11 protein-coding genes and 1 pseudogene are annotated in these 18,613 nt (G+C 34.6%); 1 reads left to right on the top strand and 11 read right to left on the bottom strand.

The window, feature by feature from the left end:
- Positions 1–10: 10 nt before the first annotated feature.
- From I6758_RS08705 to I6758_RS08735, 7 genes and pseudogenes are all read right to left on the bottom strand, one after another.
- Positions 11–1,014 (bottom strand): annotated as a pseudogene (locus I6758_RS08705) (IS3 family transposase).
- A 114-nt stretch (positions 1,015–1,128) separates the two neighbouring features.
- Positions 1,129–2,031, bottom strand: a complete 903-nt coding sequence (locus tag I6758_RS08710; protein WP_196604826.1) for an NAD-dependent epimerase/dehydratase family protein — start codon at positions 2,029–2,031, stop codon at positions 1,129–1,131.
- Positions 2,024–3,364, bottom strand: coding sequence for a lipopolysaccharide biosynthesis protein RfbH (rfbH, locus tag I6758_RS08715; RefSeq protein ID WP_196604828.1), 1,341 nt, complete (start codon positions 3,362–3,364; stop codon positions 2,024–2,026). Before rfbH ends, I6758_RS08710 begins: the two co-directional genes overlap by 8 nt.
- 9 nt (positions 3,365–3,373) lie before the next feature.
- A complete protein-coding gene (gene rfbG, locus I6758_RS08720) occupies positions 3,374–4,438 on the bottom strand; it encodes a CDP-glucose 4,6-dehydratase (protein ID WP_196604829.1) in 1,065 nt (354 codons plus the stop codon).
- A gap of 6 nt (positions 4,439–4,444) precedes the next feature.
- The gene (gene rfbF / locus I6758_RS08725) at positions 4,445–5,218 is read right to left on the bottom strand and encodes a glucose-1-phosphate cytidylyltransferase (RefSeq protein WP_196604831.1); all 774 of its coding nucleotides are present in this window, start codon (positions 5,216–5,218) and stop codon (positions 4,445–4,447) included.
- Position 5,219: 1 nt separating this feature from the next.
- Positions 5,220–7,628, bottom strand: a complete 2,409-nt coding sequence (locus I6758_RS08730) for a hypothetical protein (protein ID WP_196604832.1) — start codon at positions 7,626–7,628, stop codon at positions 5,220–5,222.
- Between the two features lie 85 nt (positions 7,629–7,713).
- A complete protein-coding gene (locus I6758_RS08735) occupies positions 7,714–9,819 on the bottom strand; it encodes a glycosyltransferase (protein ID WP_196604833.1) in 2,106 nt (701 codons plus the stop codon).
- Positions 9,820–9,941: 122 nt separating this feature from the next.
- Here I6758_RS08735 and I6758_RS08740 point away from each other — a divergent pair, with 122 nt between their 5' ends.
- Entirely contained in the window at positions 9,942–10,982 is a 1,041-nt protein-coding gene (locus tag I6758_RS08740) for an IS6 family transposase (RefSeq protein WP_196604835.1), read from the top strand.
- A 99-nt stretch (positions 10,983–11,081) separates the two neighbouring features.
- Here the strand turns inward: I6758_RS08740 and I6758_RS08745 are convergent, their stop codons facing one another.
- The 4 genes from I6758_RS08745 to I6758_RS08760 all read right to left on the bottom strand — a co-directional run bounded on the left by I6758_RS08745 (position 11,082) and on the right by I6758_RS08760 (position 18,608).
- Positions 11,082–12,152 (bottom strand): tetratricopeptide repeat protein, encoded by a 1,071-nt coding sequence (locus tag I6758_RS08745; RefSeq protein WP_196604837.1) that lies wholly within the window; start codon positions 12,150–12,152, stop codon positions 11,082–11,084.
- 110 nt (positions 12,153–12,262) lie between these two features.
- Positions 12,263–13,945, bottom strand: a complete 1,683-nt coding sequence (locus I6758_RS08750; protein WP_196604839.1) for an O-linked N-acetylglucosamine transferase, SPINDLY family protein — start codon at positions 13,943–13,945, stop codon at positions 12,263–12,265.
- Entirely contained in the window at positions 13,935–17,075 is a 3,141-nt protein-coding gene (locus I6758_RS08755) for an O-linked N-acetylglucosamine transferase, SPINDLY family protein (protein WP_196604841.1), read from the bottom strand. The genes I6758_RS08750 and I6758_RS08755 overlap by 11 nt, the downstream gene beginning before the upstream one ends.
- A gap of 15 nt (positions 17,076–17,090) precedes the next feature.
- Positions 17,091–18,608, bottom strand: a complete 1,518-nt coding sequence (locus I6758_RS08760) for a glycosyltransferase family 2 protein (RefSeq protein WP_196604843.1) — start codon at positions 18,606–18,608, stop codon at positions 17,091–17,093.
- Positions 18,609–18,613 lie beyond the last annotated feature (5 nt).

Genomic DNA, 18,613 nt, shown 5'->3' on the forward strand with positions numbered 1-18,613 from the left:
TTTGTAGTAGTCAAGCATTTTTGTAACACTTGAGTCTACTTTTTTCTTTTTTAAATCTTGCCTCAAAAGGAATCATATTATGGTTATCGGAATGTGGCCTAATATGGTTATACCAAATATAGGCAAAATCACTGACCACTTGGTTCATTTCTTCGTCCGAATGATAATAATGTAGATTAAGCTTTTCATTTTTTAACGTATTATAATATCTCTCCATTGTTGCATTATCGTAAGGATATCCAGCTTTACTCATACTTTGAGTAATTTTCATTAATTTACAGAATTCAATGAATTCTGTTGAGGTGAATTGTGATCCTTGATCACTATGTAGCACTAATTTGTTTTTTATAGATGGTTGAGAAGTAAATGCCTTTTTGATGGTCTGAATCGCAAGCTCGCTGGTCATTTCTTTTCCATTCATACTGGCAACGATGCTGCGGTCATAAAAATCTATTATCGAGCAATTATAGCGTTTGATGCCATCTGTTAAAAATAAGTACGTAAAATCAGTACACCATTTGCTATTTCTAGATGTAGTAGTAAAATTTTGCTTAAGTAAATTAAGGAAGATTTTATGAGCTCTTCCTTTTACAAAACTTGGTTTTTTCCGCCTTACAATTGATTTTAAGCCTAATTCTTTATTCATGCATTTATGAACGGTTACTTTACTTAAATAAATATGTTTGCGTTCTAAGAACACAGACATTGTACAGTACCCGACCACACCATTCGTAGCATGATAGACTTTTGCTATTATCGCTAATATTCTCGATTTTTCGCAACGATACTTACTTTTTCTCTCTATAAGAAACGATTCTCCTTTTCCATTTCTTCCAGCTGTTTTCTTAGCTTCAGGTTTTCTTTCATATAATCTAATTCTGTTTGGCTGGCAGTATTTTCTTGGCATTCTTTGCGGTATGTTTTGATCCATTTTGAAATGACAGCTTTTGAAGCGCCATATTCGTCAGCTAAACTTTTTAAACTCCAGCCTTCTTCTAAATGCAGTCGAATAATTTTCTTCTTGAACTCCTCATCATATTACTCCATTTTATCCCTCTTTCTCTGATAGATTTATTGTAATCTATTAGACAGAGGTGTTACAACTTCACTATATCACTACATACCGTATTAATACTCTTTAGCTCTTACAATTTTAGCAATAGCATCATCTATTTTCCAATTTCTCTTCCAACCGATTGATTTTAGTTTTTTAGTATCCGCAAATGAGTTCATTATTTCATTTTCTTGGTAAGGAATTGCACCAAAATTTAATATTGTTTTACTGTTAGTCAATCGTTTTACTAATTTAACAAAATCCTGTATACAGATATTTTCTCCAGTTCCGATATCATATTCTTGATATTGCTCAAATGTTACTTTTTGATATTCCAAAATTTTCATATATGCATTCACAACATCTTCAATATAAATAAAGTCACGTTTCTGCTCCCCTTTAGTCAACTTCAACTCAGGAATGTTTTTCTTTAAAGACCTAACAATAAAAGGAACAAATTTCATCGCATTATCCATTTCTCCATATATATGCTCAAGCTTTGCATTAATAAAACGAATCTTTCCCTGCGCTGCTAATTGCCTACCCCATTCTACAAACTGCTTTTTCGACAACGCATACCAATTCAAATATTTTGAACAAATAATATCTGTATTGAAAAATGTATCTGTATTGAAAAATGTATCTGTATTGAAAAGTGATGCTGTTTCCAATAGTGCCAACGGAAATTCCAGGTTAGTCCGTGCAATTTGTTGTATACTTTCATTGTTCCTTCCATAACACGTAGCAGTGTGGATAATGATTTTTATATTGTTTTCGTCAAATACTAAATTAAGATTATTCAATTTATCAATATCATATGATTTTATCTCAGTCATTTCATTTTTAATACGCCAAATATTTGAAAAACTGCGTTTTAAAATAATGACACTTTTTCCATCATTTATTAATCGTTTGACTATATGACTACCTAAAAAACCAGTTGCACCTGTTACTAAGACATTTTCCTGTTCATTCATTTTTCACTACCTCTTTTATGCAGTCCGCCATACAATTTAACTTTTTATCTGTCATGCCTGGATAAACGCCAATCCAAAAAGTCCTATTCATAATTTCATCTGTGTTTTTTAATTCATCTACGATACGAAATCCTTTATTATTTTTTCTCATTTCATCAAAGCAGGGATGTTTAATTAAGTTGCCGGCAAAAAGCATTCTTGTTTGTATATTGTGTTCTTCTAAATATTTGACCAATTCATCGCGTGTAAAGTCGGCATCATTTTTTACTGTGATTAAAAAGCCAAACCAGCTTGGTTTAGAGTTATATGTGGGTTCTGGCAATATTAATTCATTTTCTAAAGCTTTTAGTTCGTTTTTAAGTGTTTGCCAGTTTTCACGTCGTTTCTCTATGAATTCGGGCAATTTTGCCAATTGTGCACACCCCACAGCTGCCTGCATATCAGTAATTTTTAGGTTAAAACCAAGATGTGAATAAACATATTTGTGGTCATATCCCAAAGGAAGCTCACCAAATTTTTGAGAGAATCTTTTGCTGCAAGTGTTGTCATAACCTGATGCACACCAACAGTCTCTTCCCCAATCCCGAAAGGAATTTACAATACGATACAGCTGTGTATTATTGGTATATACTGCCCCGCCTTCTCCCATTGTCATGTGATGCGGTGGATAAAAGCTGGACGTTCCAATATCTCCTATGGTTCCTGTATATTTCCATTCTCCGTTATATTTATATTGTGATCCTAACGCATCACAATTATCTTCTATAAGCCATAGTTGATATTTGTCACAAAAATCTTTTACTGCTTTTAAGTCAAATGGATTCCCCAATGTATGGGCAATCATGACTGCTTTTGTTTTTTTAGTGTATGCTTTTTCTAGTTTGTCTACGTCTATATTATATGTTGGAAGAGTCACGTCTATAAATACTGGTATTGCGCCATATTGAATAATAGGCGCTACTGTTGTGGGAAAACCAGCGGCTACTGTGATAACTTCATCTTCTTTTTTTATCCTGCGTTCACCTAATTTATATGATGTTAATGCCATAAAGGCTAGGAGATTGGCTGATGAACCTGAATTTGTCAGTGAACAATACTTAATATGTAAAAATTTAGCAAAATTTTTTTCGAATTTTTCGGTATAAGGCCCTGTTGTAAGCCAAAAATCTAGCGCGGAATCAATAAGATTTACAATTTCTTTTTCATCGAATATACGTCCAGCATATACGATTTTATCACCCGGTGTGAACCCTTTTTTGTCTTTATGTACTGCATTATAATATTTTATTGCTGCATCAAATACATTTTGTTTTAGCTGTTTTTCTTTTTCCACCGGTTTTCCTCACTTTTCGTATTCACAAATTTGCTTCAGACAAACTTCGCGCATATCTGCGTTTTTTTCATATGCTTTGGCCCATTCAATAGTTTTATCCAGCGCTTCTTGTAAATGCCATTTTGGCTGCCAATGTAATTTAAATTTAGCTTTTGTACAATCCAAATTTAAATATTTATTTTCATGTAAATGAATTTTATTTTCAATTCTATAAGATGACCCATTTTTTAGCTGACTACAAATATATTTTACTATCCATTCAACATTTCTTATATCTTTTCCATCGGGACCAAAATTCCATCCTTCTGCGTATTCACTACCTTCATTATATAATTTTTCCGCCAATGTGAGATATCCACTCAACGGTTCCAAAACATGCTGCCACGGTCTGATGGCATATGGGCTTCTTATATTAACCGGTTCTCCATTAAGCAAAGATTTTAGACAATCAGGAATTAATCGATCTTCTGCCCAATCACCACCACCTATAACATTTCCTGCTCGTGCTGTTGCTATTGCAGTCTTATGTTTTTCATATGTTTTTGAGCTAAAAAATGAATTGCGATATGCGGCCGTTACTAATTCGGAACAACCTTTACTATTTGAATATGGATCATATCCTCCCATGGGTTCATTTTCTCTATATCCCCATATCCATTCTCGATTTTCATAGCATTTGTCCGTAGTTACATTAACTACAGATTTTATATTACCTATAGTTCTCACAGCTTCTAGCAAATTAACTGTTCCCATAACATTTGTTTCATATGTCAATATTGGATATTTATATGATTTTCGCACTAATGGCTGTGCTGCCATATGAATCACTATTTCAGGCTGTACCTGCTGCATAGTATTCTTCAGATTTTCATAATTTCTAATATCTCCCTCCATAGAAATTATTAGTTCTTTTATAGCAGCAACATCAAATAGACTAGGATTAGTAGGTGGTTTTAAGGCATAGCCCGTAACCTCTGCTCCTAATTTTGCCAGCCATAATGACAGCCATGATCCCTTAAATCCTGTATGCCCCGTAACAAAAACCTTTTTATTTTTCCAGAACGATAGATTCATTTGTATTCACCACAACTTCCATGGAGCATTGCCCACATCCCACATCTCTTCAAGCTTATTCTTATCTCGCAGTGTATCCATGCATTGCCAAAATCCATTATGTTTATATGCCATTAATTCTCCATTTTGTGCTATTTCTTCTAATGGTTCTTGTTCAAATACAGTAGTATCATTTTTTATATATTTAAAAATCCCTGGTTCTAAAACCATATAACCACCATTAATATAACCTACATCATCTTGCCTTTTTTCCCGAAAAGAATTAATTTCATTATTGTTACTTATATCTAAAATTCCAAAACGACCTTCTGGTTTTACTGCTGTCATTGTACAAATTTTTTTATGTCTTTTATGAAATTCATATAATTTATCTATTGCTACATTACATACACCGTCACCGTAAGTAAGCATAAAAGTGTTATTTTCTATATAAGGTTCAATTCTTTTTATCCTTCCACCAGTCATAGTTTCAAATCCGGTATCGACAACAGTCACTATCCAAGGTTCCAAAAAACTATCATGTACTGTTATCTCCCTGCCATTTCTAAAGTCAAAGGTAATATTACTATTATGCAGATAATAGTTTGCAAAATATTCTTTAATGATATGTTGCTTATAACCCGCACAAATAATAAACTCATTAAATCCAAAGAAGGAGTATTCCTTCATAATATGCCAAAGAATAGGTTTCCCACCAATTTCTATCATAGGTTTTGGGTTAAACTGGGATTCTTCACTTATCCGCGTGCCAAAACCTCCTGCTAATATTACTACTTTCATATTACACTTGCCTCTGCCATTGATAAATACATTTCCCAGATTCTTGGTATTTTCTTTGCTTATTTTCATTATGTTGTTCAATTTGCCGTATAAAATCTTCTAATAAACCATCATATTTTTCAGTAGCAATCTTTTCTCCAATTCCAAAACAATCTTTTCTCCATTCTGTTATACGTTCTTCACCCATATTTACCACTACTGTTTTTTGTAAATACCCTTCATCATCATAAATATCAATTTGACCTTTGCAAATATCTAAAGCAAAAATATAATTTTTACGCGTTCTTCGCACCATCGCATATCCGCCATCATGAGAATTCACTCGTGTTATAGTCCCATCCTGTAATGAAACAGCCATAATCTCTTTAGCACCTTCATGCTCACAACATGGAAATAAAAGGATCTTATTTTCTGTATAAATAATATACACAAAATAGGGTAGTAACTTAGAAACTTTATCAGTCCATATATAATATTTTTCCAGTTGTTTATTTTCTGGTTGAAATGAATCAATAATTGCGCTATTTTCTAAAAGCCATAATTTTTCTCCATCTGATGTTACATGTACATAGCAAGTGGTCTCGTTTCCAGTAGATATAAGAACTGCCTTTTTCGTATAAAAATTGATTTCTAATAGTTGATTTGTTGCTAAGGGAATATAGAGTCGATCATTTTGTATACACGCAGCATCTTGAATCATCATTTTCTTAGTTTTACTTCCCAAATTTATCCATTCATTCCATAGACAAATCATTTTATTTTTCGGATTATAAACCCAAAGTTGCGGTGTACTATTCCACAAAAACAAACACTCATTGTACTCTATACTCCCCATAATCATCAAATTTAATTCTCTTATATCTGTGTTTATGTTCTCAATTTTATTTGTTTCGATATCATATATATAAAATAAATTTCCATGATATGGATAAATCAGTATTTGATTCTTGATTTTCTTTATTGAAATATTTGGCCATGATCCAACGCCCTTGCCACTAAATAAATCTTTTTTCAAGGGAACTTCATTATTAATAGATCCACTAGTTGAATCTATTGCATAAAGACATTCTGCTACCGGTGAGAGAAACCAAAAACAATCATGCTCAAAGTCTTCTACAACATCATAAAACCAATAGGGACTATATAAACTTCCCGGCAAATTTTGTAACAGTATCCCCTTCCCTGTTCGATTATACAAACATACTACCGAGCTCATATCGCCATAATAGGCATCTGACCACGCTATCGCTCGATGAAGATCTGCCGTATCATCGTATATTCCCCAGCCTTCATCCTTATAATTTTGTTCTATCTGCTGATACTCATAAAGTATTTCCGGATGCATTGATTTCATGCTGTCTTTCATCAAAGGATGCGGTCTCCACCAAAGGACAACATCATCACGTTTCTTAAACACAGAAAAAACATAGCGTAATTTAGCATTTGTCTTTGCCGCATTTTCAAATACAGCACCAAGACTGGTATTATATAATATAACTTTTTTACCATTTATTTTGTTCTTCCAGGTACTAGGTAAAATAAAATCTTTCTTTTCACTGCTGAGAACCTTATCAAATTTAGGTGAACCTAACGGTAAAAATTTATCTTTAGGTGGATTTCCACCGGGATAATACATTTCATATTGTTTTTTTATTTCTTCAGACTGAACAATAACCTTATCTGCATTAATTACTCCCGGCGTTTGGCAAAAATGTGATTCGATATTTTCCGTTACAACAAAATACGGGACATAGACAAGCATATTCGTATATTTTTTTAGTTCACTTGAATAATAATGCGAGTCGACAGAAGTTATACGATTTGCCCCATCATAAGGATTATGAATATAAATAACATCCGGATGACGGACAGCTATATCATATTTTTGAAAGTCAATAATAGGAACATAATCAGGAAACTGGTTCCCTTCATAGTACCATTTATTAACAGTTCCATCTGGATTTTTACCACAATATGGAATAGGAACAACATACGCATTACAATGTTGTTTATCTGCCTCTGCTGCTTTCCATATGCTTTCAAGACTATCCCACATTGAAGCCTTATATGGTAAAAAAAGGATTTCTTTCTTTATTTCCTTTTCTTCTTTTAATTCTTTTATTACAAAAACTAAAATATCAATACTAAGTTTAGAAATATCTCCTATATTTGTGGCATTGACATGATTAATTTCACTGTTTTGATATGCAGAAATAATTCCTTTAAAAATATCAATATAATAACCTGCCCTTACAGGTGAAAACTCTTTTTTCATAACTTCACAAAGAGATTGAAAGACAGTAATATCTTCACTTATTAAAGAATTTGCGGTTATCAGTGTCCAATGTGCCATCTTTTCTTTAATAACCGTCAATATTTCGACCACTTGATCACGTGTCTGCTTATCCATAGGTACCCTCTTTTCATACTGCTGGACTCAGTAAGCAGTATAATGCTTAACTACAAATCAAAATGATTATGCATTAATTTCCGATCTATTCAGTGTCCAAAAAATTTGCATATTCCCTCAGAAATATTTTTCTGGCAGATTCATAATCGTTTGCCAATTTTGTCAAGCCGCAATCGTGTATGTTCCAAGGAATATCTAAATCTGGAACTACCACTTTATACCCTTTTTTTATAAATTCAAGACACTGTGAAGTATCGTAAAAATGCCAACCAGAAAATAAATCTTGCCGCCATGGAAGATCATACTGGGTCATCATGATATTTCCATCAATAGCATTAAGTTCAGCATAAGGAGCTTGTATGCGAGCTTCTTCGAAACGCTGTTCAAAAAGAGATCCCCCATTAGGATTATGTATTATCAGTCCAACGCCAGCCTTAGCTTCCCACCATACCCCCTTTGAAGGTATCTTATACACGCCGGCGGTTCCGATCATTCCGATTTTTTTGTTCATCCTGAACAGATGCAGTATATCAAAAATAATTTTTTTATTAATAATCCTCACATCTTGATGCAAATATATTTTATATTTTGCATTCGTTTTTTTTAAAGCCTGATTATAACCCTGTGCCATAGAGACTGCATCTTTTATTGCCAATATCTCAACAGAGTACCCTACCGGAATTCTCAGATCATGTATACATTTTACACATGTATCATATACCATATCGTTATTAACACAAGTTATAAAACAAATTTTTTTTGGATTCGTTCCTTTTTCAATTTCCGGATTTATATTTTCTGCCTGTTTTTGCAAATGGATTACATATCGATCTGTTTTTAATTCCCATTTCTTTTTTTCTGAGATAAATGGTATAGACATTAACTGTCCTATTATACTGTTATCCTGTTCAATATCATCGCTGGTCTTCGTTAAGGCCTGACATTCTTTTATTGAAAGACCAGCATCAATTGACAATTTTTCTAAAGTTTTATAGCTAAAGAAACGCAGATGATTATGCGCAAGAGCTCCTCCAAAAAGATCATTTTCATAGCTCCACCCATCTGATAATATTTTTTTAAGATTATCATAGTGCATAATGTTACGGCAGCTTATAATAATTTCACCTGTGTTCTTTAGAAAAGGTTTTATTTTTCTGAGAACTGTCAGTGGTTCCTTTACACATGGCAATAAATCAGGTAATATAATATAATCGAAAAACTGCTTTGAATAAGGCAATTCCATTGTATCAATATCACCGCAGATAACAGGCACATATTTGCCTGCAACTGCTGCAGCTATTGGTGATTTTTCTATACCATAAAACTTTGCATTAGAATATTTCGCTGCAAGTTCCATAAGCCAAACACCACATGAACAGCCTATTTCCAAGAGACTTTCATTATCCGCAACCTTGAGTTTATTGTAAATATCAGACTGCAATGTCGGGTATATAGATACTATATGCCATTTATCAAAAAATCTTTGTTGATTTTCAATCAACACGTCGCAAAAATTTGTTTCATGTACACTAAAGGAAACGCTGCCAAAATGATGAATAAAAGTATCATTGCACTGTAATAAATCATATCCAGTTTGTATAAGCCGCAGAGAATAATCATCATCTTCAAAATTTCCCGGGAAAAACCGTTCATCCAGCAATCCTACTTTTTTTATCGCATCCGTTTTAATGAGCATACAAAAACCGACTAACTTAATTTTTTTCTGCCAGCCTTTGGAATCATTAATACTATTGTATTTTTTGCCAAACTCAATGATATCGTTCCAATTGTACGCCTTATAATCGACAGCTATGCTCTGCCAATTTGAAGAGTTGTTAGTAACAGGTCCCACAGCTCCTATTTTGGATGAGCTGTATAATGCCCGTTTCAAATTTTTCAGCCATCCCGGTACAACTATTGTATCATTATTGAGCAATAAAATTTCTGTCCCGGCAGCTATTATTATTCCTTGATTGCAGCCTCCGGCAAAGCCTTTATTCTCCACATTCAAAATATATTTTATATCATTTTGACGTTTCAGCCATTCAACGGTTCCGTCGTTGGATGCATTATCTACAATTATTATCTCAAACAATTCTGGCTTCGTATATTCTCTTATGCTTTTTATACAGAGCTTTGTATAGTCAAGATTATTATGTGTCAAGATTATTATACTGGTCATAAGCTCCATTTTATATCTCCCAAAAGAAATTTACGTATTGTAAAGTTAAATGAAAGTTGAGGACTCGTCAGCCCTTCTGGTACAATAGTTTTATCACAAACACTGTACCTCCCGAAAGGAGACGAGTCCTCATGACAAAATCATATCAGATTTGCTGTCCAAAATGCAACAATCATCAAAACTTTTATCGTTATGGCAAAGATAAAGATGGAAATCAAAAATATCTTTGCCGTGTATGCGGGCATCAATTTGTACCATATGCCAATACAACCGGCAAATCAGGAAGGCCACGCATACGTTCTTACCCAATTTGCCCTATCTGCGGGAAGGCCATGTTTCTTCATCATGAACACAAGTATTATTCAAACTACCAATGTGGTGACAAGAAATGCGGTCATTCCCTTTTTGTCCCAAAACAAGCTGCTATTACAGCACCTTCTATGTCGAAATTGTCAGGAAAAACCAATTTCAAGCGAATGCGTTATCCTATGCATGTTATTCTGACAGCATTGTCAATGTTTTATTTAGGCAAGAATTCTTTCCGCAATATTGCTCTTATTATGCGTACGGTCATGAATATTCAGCTTTCTCACACCACCATCAGCAACTGGTGTACGAAATTTGCACCTTTGTTTCACAACATTGCAGTTGAATTGATACCAACGCTCAATTTCGACTCCGATGAATGGCACGCGGACGAAACCGTGGTGAAAATCCGTGGCATGAAATATTATCTTTGGTTAATTGTGGACAGCGAAACACGTTTTGTCCTCGGCTTTCATCTTTCCAAACACCGGGATAGTCCTCAGGCTTTTTCCTTGCTTAATTCCGTTAAGCACCTTGGCAAACCCAGAGCCATTGTAACCGACCGTTACAGTGCCTACAAAGTTCCTGTAAAAGCAGTGCTGAACATCAAACATATCCGTGTCCACAGCTTCAGTGACGATATCACCAACAACCTGATCGAATGCTTTAACAAGCAGTTCAAAGCATGGTATAAAACCAAACAGGGATTTTCTTCTTTCAATTCCGCCAACAACCTTATCGCCGTTTTTCTCTTTTTTTACAATTTTGTCCGGCCTCATTCCGCTCTTAACAGTTTGACTCCGGCACAAGTTGCAGGGCTCAATCTTTCTGCCAGAAGTAAACACAAGCTTTTGTTCGTTGCTTGAAATATTTGGCTGTTTCTGTTTGTTAATCTTTCATGTTTACTTTACAAAGCCGAAATTTAAGCCTCTGTTAGAGATAATTATTCTCTAGAGAGGCTTTTATTATTCGGCGCATTTTTTTAGCAACTCACATACCATAAAATCTTTGCGGTTAACCGCCCGCAACACAGTAAAAGCCTTTTTAAACTCATTCTGTACGTAGAATACATAGCCTAAATTCTTTAAAATGAGATCATCTTGATCATCTATTTTCAATGCGTTTTTAAGCATAATTATAGTCTTTTCTTTTTCGTCCGTTTCATAATAGGCTGACGCCATAAAATTACACAGAAGAGCTTTCTTTTTCAAACTAACATTTAACTGATCAATTAAAGAAATAATAACTGCTGTATCTTTTTCAAGTAAAAAGGTTATCTCATTCTGCGAAAGTCCAGTTCCCGTAGACAGCTTCATCAGCATTTCTGCCAGGTCCAGTTCAGCAACAGGTTCATTCTGCGGAGAAATGCCATTATTTTCTTCAGATACACACTCAGATGGTATTTCTGCGATGCTGCTGTTATCTGTCTTGTATACCTGTTCATTAGGTATTTCATTTTTTTTATGGGGAATATCATCATTCATCCAGCGTGCTGCATTGGGAAATTTGTCGCTTATTTCATCAGCTTCATACGAGAGTTCAATATAAAACAATAAATCATCTATTATTTTCAGTTGCTCCTGTGAGAAATCTTCATATGGTTTTGCCAAAACAAGATTGATTGTTTCGGCCATTTCATTCATTTTGTCATCGGCTGAGTATACTCTGGCCAAAAACAATAATGCTTCCGTATTTCCATCATGGTTAAACGCATTAATTGCCCATGTAGCTGCTCGCGCATAATCCTGCGTATTATAATAAATTTGCGCCAGTTCCAGCATCAAGTCTGCATCGGTATGCCCCGCATTGAAAAGACTGATTATTTTTTCCATCATGGCATTGTATTTGCGTTCTTTTTTTAATTCTTTCAATTCCTGACGACATCTATTTACATCATCTTCAGTTTCAAATTCTTCAATATTCAAATCATCATATTCAGCCATTTTATTATCATCCTTGTTTTGTATTTTTATCGAATCCATCACGTTTATACATTGTTTTTTAACATTATGTTTTCTTTTTTTCTTTTGTTTCATCTTCATCACCTGCAAATCATTAATAGTTTATTAAAATGCATACCAAAAGACTAACAGTTAATAAATATATTTCGTTATCCAACAATAAAATACCTGCTCCAAACAACAGATTATACTCTTTTAACATATTTCCTCCATATAACCTTATATGCTCTTTCTACATCTTTCATATATGTATCGGCATTCATGACAGGAGAATCAATCATTTTCTTATATAAATTCAAATGGTATTTGTTGATCTTTTCACTATTCTTTGCCAGTGATACAGCATTATATACATATTCCTTAACTGAAAAGGCTATACATTCATCCATGCCGCCGATATTCTTTAAAAGACTAAAGCCGAACCGGCTGCCATGTCGTTTACCGACAAGTGTTATAACTGGTACTCCCATATAAAGAGCATCGCAGGTCGTCGCCCCTCCCGGATAGGGGAATGTATCGAGTGCTATATCAATGCGATAATATGATTTCATATAATTTAATGATGCCGGTTCAAATTCTATCCGTGACAGGTCTATCCCATTTTTTTGCCAATATTCTTTTACATGTTTCAATGCATATTCATATCCGGCGATTTTATCTTTAAGAAGAAGTCTGGAGCGTGGTACTTCATCCAATATTTTTTGCCATGTCTTTATAACATTGATATTTATTTTGCTGAAAAAATTCATACTGCCGAATGTAATATAGCCATTTTTCATACAAGGAGCCGGCTTTGCTGTTAAATGTGGATTCAATGGTGTATAGCAGAGATGTGAATGTGGCAGACGCAAAAGTTTTTCCGTAAAATAAGCATTATTTTCTCCCAGTGGATCACAATATATATCTGTCATAAAGTAATCCACTTGTTTTAGCCCTAAGGTATTGAAATAGCCTATTCCCGATACTTGAACAGGTGCTGGTTTTTGAACCAGCACTGCAACTGCATTATTATCGGTATGACCTGCCAGATCAACTAAAATATCAATTTTATCTTCATATATACGCTTGGCTGCTTCCTCATCAGTCATACCATATATACTAGTCCATTTTTCAGGAAATTGCTTTAACTGTGCACTTATCGGATCTTCTTTACAATTAGCATAACAATAAACCTCAAAGTCCTTTTTGTTATAATTGGCTATTAAGTGATATATAAACAAAGAAACTGCATGTTTATTAAAATTAGGAGAAATATACCCTATACGTATTTTGGCTGGCACCATTTCATTTGAGAATTTATGCTGATACTGGATTATTTGAGGGAAAAAATCTTGAATCCCCATACTTACTGCAAATAAGTGTTTTGCTTTAATAGACTTAAAATAGTGCAGCAAAAAAAGGAATTTACTGTAATCCCTATAATTTCTGCTTAATCGGCAACTTTTAATAGCATATTCCGCGGCCCTCCCTATACTGCCAATCAGAACATAATTGTCTCTGAGCAGTCTATATATCAAGCATTTCTTCTCATCACTCAAATCCGGCAATGTCAGCAATTTTTTAGCTGTTACAACCTTTCCAGCCGTCTGAGTATTTTTTAGTTGCAATTTCGCCAAATAATAAAGCGGTTCCCACTCGTTTGCTTCTGCAAGTACTTTCAATAAATGCTTGATCACTTTATGCGCTTTTTCTTTTCTATCGAGTCTGATATAACTTTTACTCAGGCAAAACAGCGTATTATAGTCATCAGGATTGATTTTTAATATCTTGACGGCCAGTGCTATAGCCTCAGAAAATTGCCCTGCCCTCATCACTTCATTTAGTTTACTTATCTGTTCAAGATAAATATCTTCATATTTATTCTGCATTCCTATGAGCCCTCAAAGTATCTTCTCTGCTTTCATTGATCATTTTTACATATCTATTTTCCAATTCATTTATATATCCTTTTTCATCCATTAAAGGAGATATTTCCATTACATGGCGAAGATTTTTATGCATACTGTCCAAGAGAGTTTTATCTCCTGCCAGTGCTGTAGCCTTATTCACGTACTCTTCAGTATTTCTGGCTACAAGTTCATCCATATTAATATTTGACAGAATGCTATGTCCCATGCGGCTGATTCTTGTTTGCCCACAGAGAGAAACCACCGGCACTCCCATGTAAAGAGCATCACAAGTAGTCGCGCCTCCATTATAAGGAAAAGTATCAAGTGCTATATCCATGTCCAAATAGCGATGCATATATACAGAATCAGCTGCCTCTAAATAAAATCGTTTTTCCTGTATACCAAGTTTTTTCATGCGCTTGCGGCAGGCTTTGCGCACATCCATGCTGACAAATGATTGGTTTTTCAGTATAATAACCGCCCCGGCGACCTGCGTCAATATCTTATTCCAAAGTAACAAAATATCGTCGGTTATTTTCACATAACTATTAAATGAACAAAAAGTAATTATTTCCGCTTTTCTGCACGGTGCTTCTGAAAGATATGGCAAATTGCTGTTTCTTTCATAACAAAACAGACTATGCCGTAGCAATTTTAATGGTTTTTCATAATGCCCAGCATACTCATCCACAGAAGTATTATATATATCAGTAAGATAATAATCAACAGTATTCAGGCCTATCGGTCCTACATAACCTATCCCTGAAATTTGTACTGGAGCTGGTTTATAGGCAAGCACAGGCAGTGCGTTGCCCAAGGTGTGACCTGTCAAGTCAAATAAAATATCTATTTTTCTATTATATATGTCCCCGGCAATTGTTTCATGCGATTGATTTTTGACATTATGCCATTCATCCACATGTTTTTTTAAAAAAAGTGTACTATCATCTTCATCATTCAAGCAATAGCAGATTACCTCAAAACGTTTTTTATCGTAAGCAGTCAGCATTGGTTGATAAAAATAATACATTACATGTTTTCTGAAATCCGCAGAAATGTAGGCTATCCGTATTTTCCCCGATCGGTTTACACATGGGTTAAATTGCTTTAGATCATAAAAGAACTGTTGATAATCTTCATGCTCCTTCTTTATTTTTTCATTATTTTTTTCATAATAGAGAAGTGCCAAAAGATATGCGCTATAAGCTGCGGCACGTTTTAAAGTGTCCGCGGCGCCGCCACAAGCCCGCAGATAATATTCGGCGGCCTTCTTAGCCCGCCCCAGTTTTATACAGCAGTTTGCCATTTCCTTATATAATCTGCTTTTATCTGCAGTCTGATCGATTACTTCCTGCAGAACAGTCAATTCTTCTTCATATTGGGCCGACTGAAAATATATTTCCGCATAGCGCATTTTGTCTTCAAGGGGACACTTTATTTTTTCAGCAGTATATTTCCGCCATAGAGAAAAGTATTTCTGTTCCAGATTCTGCATATATAAATGGCTGTTCATCAGGGGAGACAGTTCCATATGTTCCCGTAAAAACATATGAAAAAAATTAATTCTTCTTCTATTTCGTGCCAGTAAAACAGCCTTCTTTACATAATCTTCCAGCGAAAAAGCGATGCAATCATCCATACTGCCAATATTACTGAGCAAACTGAAACCGAAACGGGAACCATGTCTTTCTCCTGCCAGAGTAATGACCGGAATTCCCATGTACAAAGCATCGCAGGTCGTCGCCCCTCCGGGATAAGGAAAGGTGTCGAGGGCTATATCTATTTTATAGTAGTCTCTTAAATAATCGGCAGTCCATGGTTCAAAATCAACACGACTGATATCCAGGCCAGCTTTTTTCCATCTGGTTTTTATTTTTTCCAAAGCAACAGGCGTAGTTGCAGTTCTGTCTTTTAATAATAGGCGGGCATTTGGTATCTGCACTAAAATTTTCTGCCATGTTGCAGCTACAGTGGAATTTATTTTTGTAAAAAAATTCATACTGCCAAAAGTTATATATTTATTTTTCAGGCAAGGCGCCTGCTGCGGTTTCCATGGTATATCGACAGCAGTATAGCAAAAATGCGAGTGGGGCAGATAAATCAATTTTTCCGTAAAATATTTATCATTTTTCCCCGGTTCATCACAAAATTCATCTGTAAGAAAATTATCAACAGCCCTCAACCCAGTCGTATTGAAATATCCTATGCCGCAAAACTGTATCGGCGCAGGTTTACGCGCCAGAACTGCCAAGGAATTTGCCTTGGTATGCCCTGCCAAATCAAATAATATATCAACATCATCTTCATATATTTTCTTTGCCGTTTCCGTATCTGTCATATTTTTGATATTGCACCAACTGTCAACAAATTCTTTGATCTGTCTGCTTATCTCATCTTCCTCACATTTCGCATAGCAAAATACTTCAAAATATTTTTTATCATATTTATGCAGCATGGCATAAACAAAAAGCACTACAGCGTGACGATGAAAATCAGGGGAAATGTACCCTATCCTGATTTTGTCATGCCTTTTACTTTGCTTATGTTCATAAACCGGCACATCAAGGAAAAAGTTGTTAAATATCGTGTGTGCATTGTATAGATGTTCAGATTTTATATTATGGAGGTAATGCAGGCTGAATAAAAAATTGGTATATTCACTTCGCTTTCTCATTTCATTTGTGCAAAGTTTGACGCAAAGTTTACAATACTTTAAGCTCAGACCAATATCACCCGTCATCAAATAATTTCTATTCAGCAAATCATAAATTTCCAATCTTTTTTCTGCAGTCAAATCAGGAAGTTTAAGTAATTTTCTTGCCGGTTCACTATCTCCTAAGGTTAGCAAATTTTGAAATTTTGCTCTGGCAAGATTATACATTATATCCCAATCTTTTTTCCCATACAACCGTGTCATTCTTTCAAGTATTTTTATCGCTGTTTCTTCTTTTGCTCCTACAATATATACCTTGGCTATGCTTAAAAGCGCCTGGTAATCATCAGGCAGAAGACGAATAAGTGCCAAGGAGAGTTTTAATATTGCATTATAATCCTTTTTTGTATATGCTTCGCCGATTTTTTGCCGATAGCTTTTTATAGTATTTTGCATTTTAGTCATCCTGTCTTATATTAGGATATTTTGTTTTATTATTCTTATATTTTCACGGATTTCCTGTACTTTATGATTGATTATGCTTTCATCCGGCATATTTTCTTCTATAGCTGTCAGATATGCTGTCGGCAGAAAAGATATGAGCCGTCTTTTTTTTTCTCCAGCATTATCCGGTAAAGATGCACCGCTGATAACAAAATCATAACATTTTGCCAATTCATCAGCACTTTCACGTGAAGCATTATCATAATTTGCCGCAAGTAAAAAATCTTTTGTCAAATTTCGTTCTGTCCGTATATTATATTTTTTCAATAAAATTTGCCTGTAATATAAACTGATTTGGTCCGGCATATATGAATATAAAGTATTCAATATAAATTGAAGCTTCACGCTGTCATCTTTATAAATGCTGTATAATATATTTACTTTCTCTGTAACACTTTCATGCCGTATAAGCTTATATATTTTAAGCAAATTTTTCTCATTGAGCCCGCCTTCATCTATTATAGTCTTATGATGCTTTATTGCTGTTATCTTGTCACCCTTCAGCTCAGCTATAAAAGCCAGACAATTGTATATATATAATTTTTTCCCTTCTACTGTACTGGCATTAAATCCTTCTTTAGTCATATTGGCAAGCACCTCTTCAAAAAGTTCCTCTGCCTCATCATATTTTTTTAAACTATATGCATAGTCAGCTTTATAAAAAAGGATCTCACTGCTGCCTGGAAATTCTACCAAAGCCTTGTTAATAAGAAAAAAAGTTTTTTTCTTATCTTTTTTATAATTAAGAACAATTTCTATAAGCCGCGAATAAATATATAATCGCATACCGACTGCGTCATTTCTGCTTTGCAAGAACTTTTCGCAGCATAAAACAGCTCGATCATAGTCCTGCATAGCAGCATAGCATTCGGCAAAGTAAATATAATGCGTAGTGCGCAAACCATTTTCTCTAATATCTTTTTTAAGCAGGAATAAATTTCGCTTCAATTTTTCCTTGGCCATCTTGCCGGCATAGCCTGTATGCAAAATATATACATCAGCATCCATAAAAGCAGCATCAATCTTTTTCCCGCTTTTATTCACTAAATGTTCATGTACTGCACCTTCGTATCTGATAGATGAAAGGTTGCGGAAAGCACGTATATTAAAAAAACTGCTCTGTACATTACCATCATCATCAATATTTTTTATCTGGCACAAAAGGGCCTCAATATTATTGCCTGCGGCATACAGATATTTTTTTAGGCAATCAATAGTTTCATCAGGAAAGTATTCATCAGCATCAAGAAATAATATCCAATCTCCTGCTGCCTTTGACAATGCATAATTTTTCGCAGCAGAAAAATCATACTGCCATGAAAAATCATATACTTCAGCATCGGCAGCAAATGCAATATTTTTTGTCCGATCATTAGAACCTGTATCGACAATAATTATTTCATCAGCTATTTTTTTCATGCAGCCAAGCCATCTTGGCAAATTTTTTTCTTCATTTTTTACTATAGAACATGCTGTTATTTTCATATTTT

The organism is Pectinatus haikarae, from assembly GCF_015732185.1.
GTDB classification, from domain to species: Bacteria; Bacillota; Negativicutes; order Selenomonadales; family Selenomonadaceae; genus Pectinatus; species Pectinatus haikarae.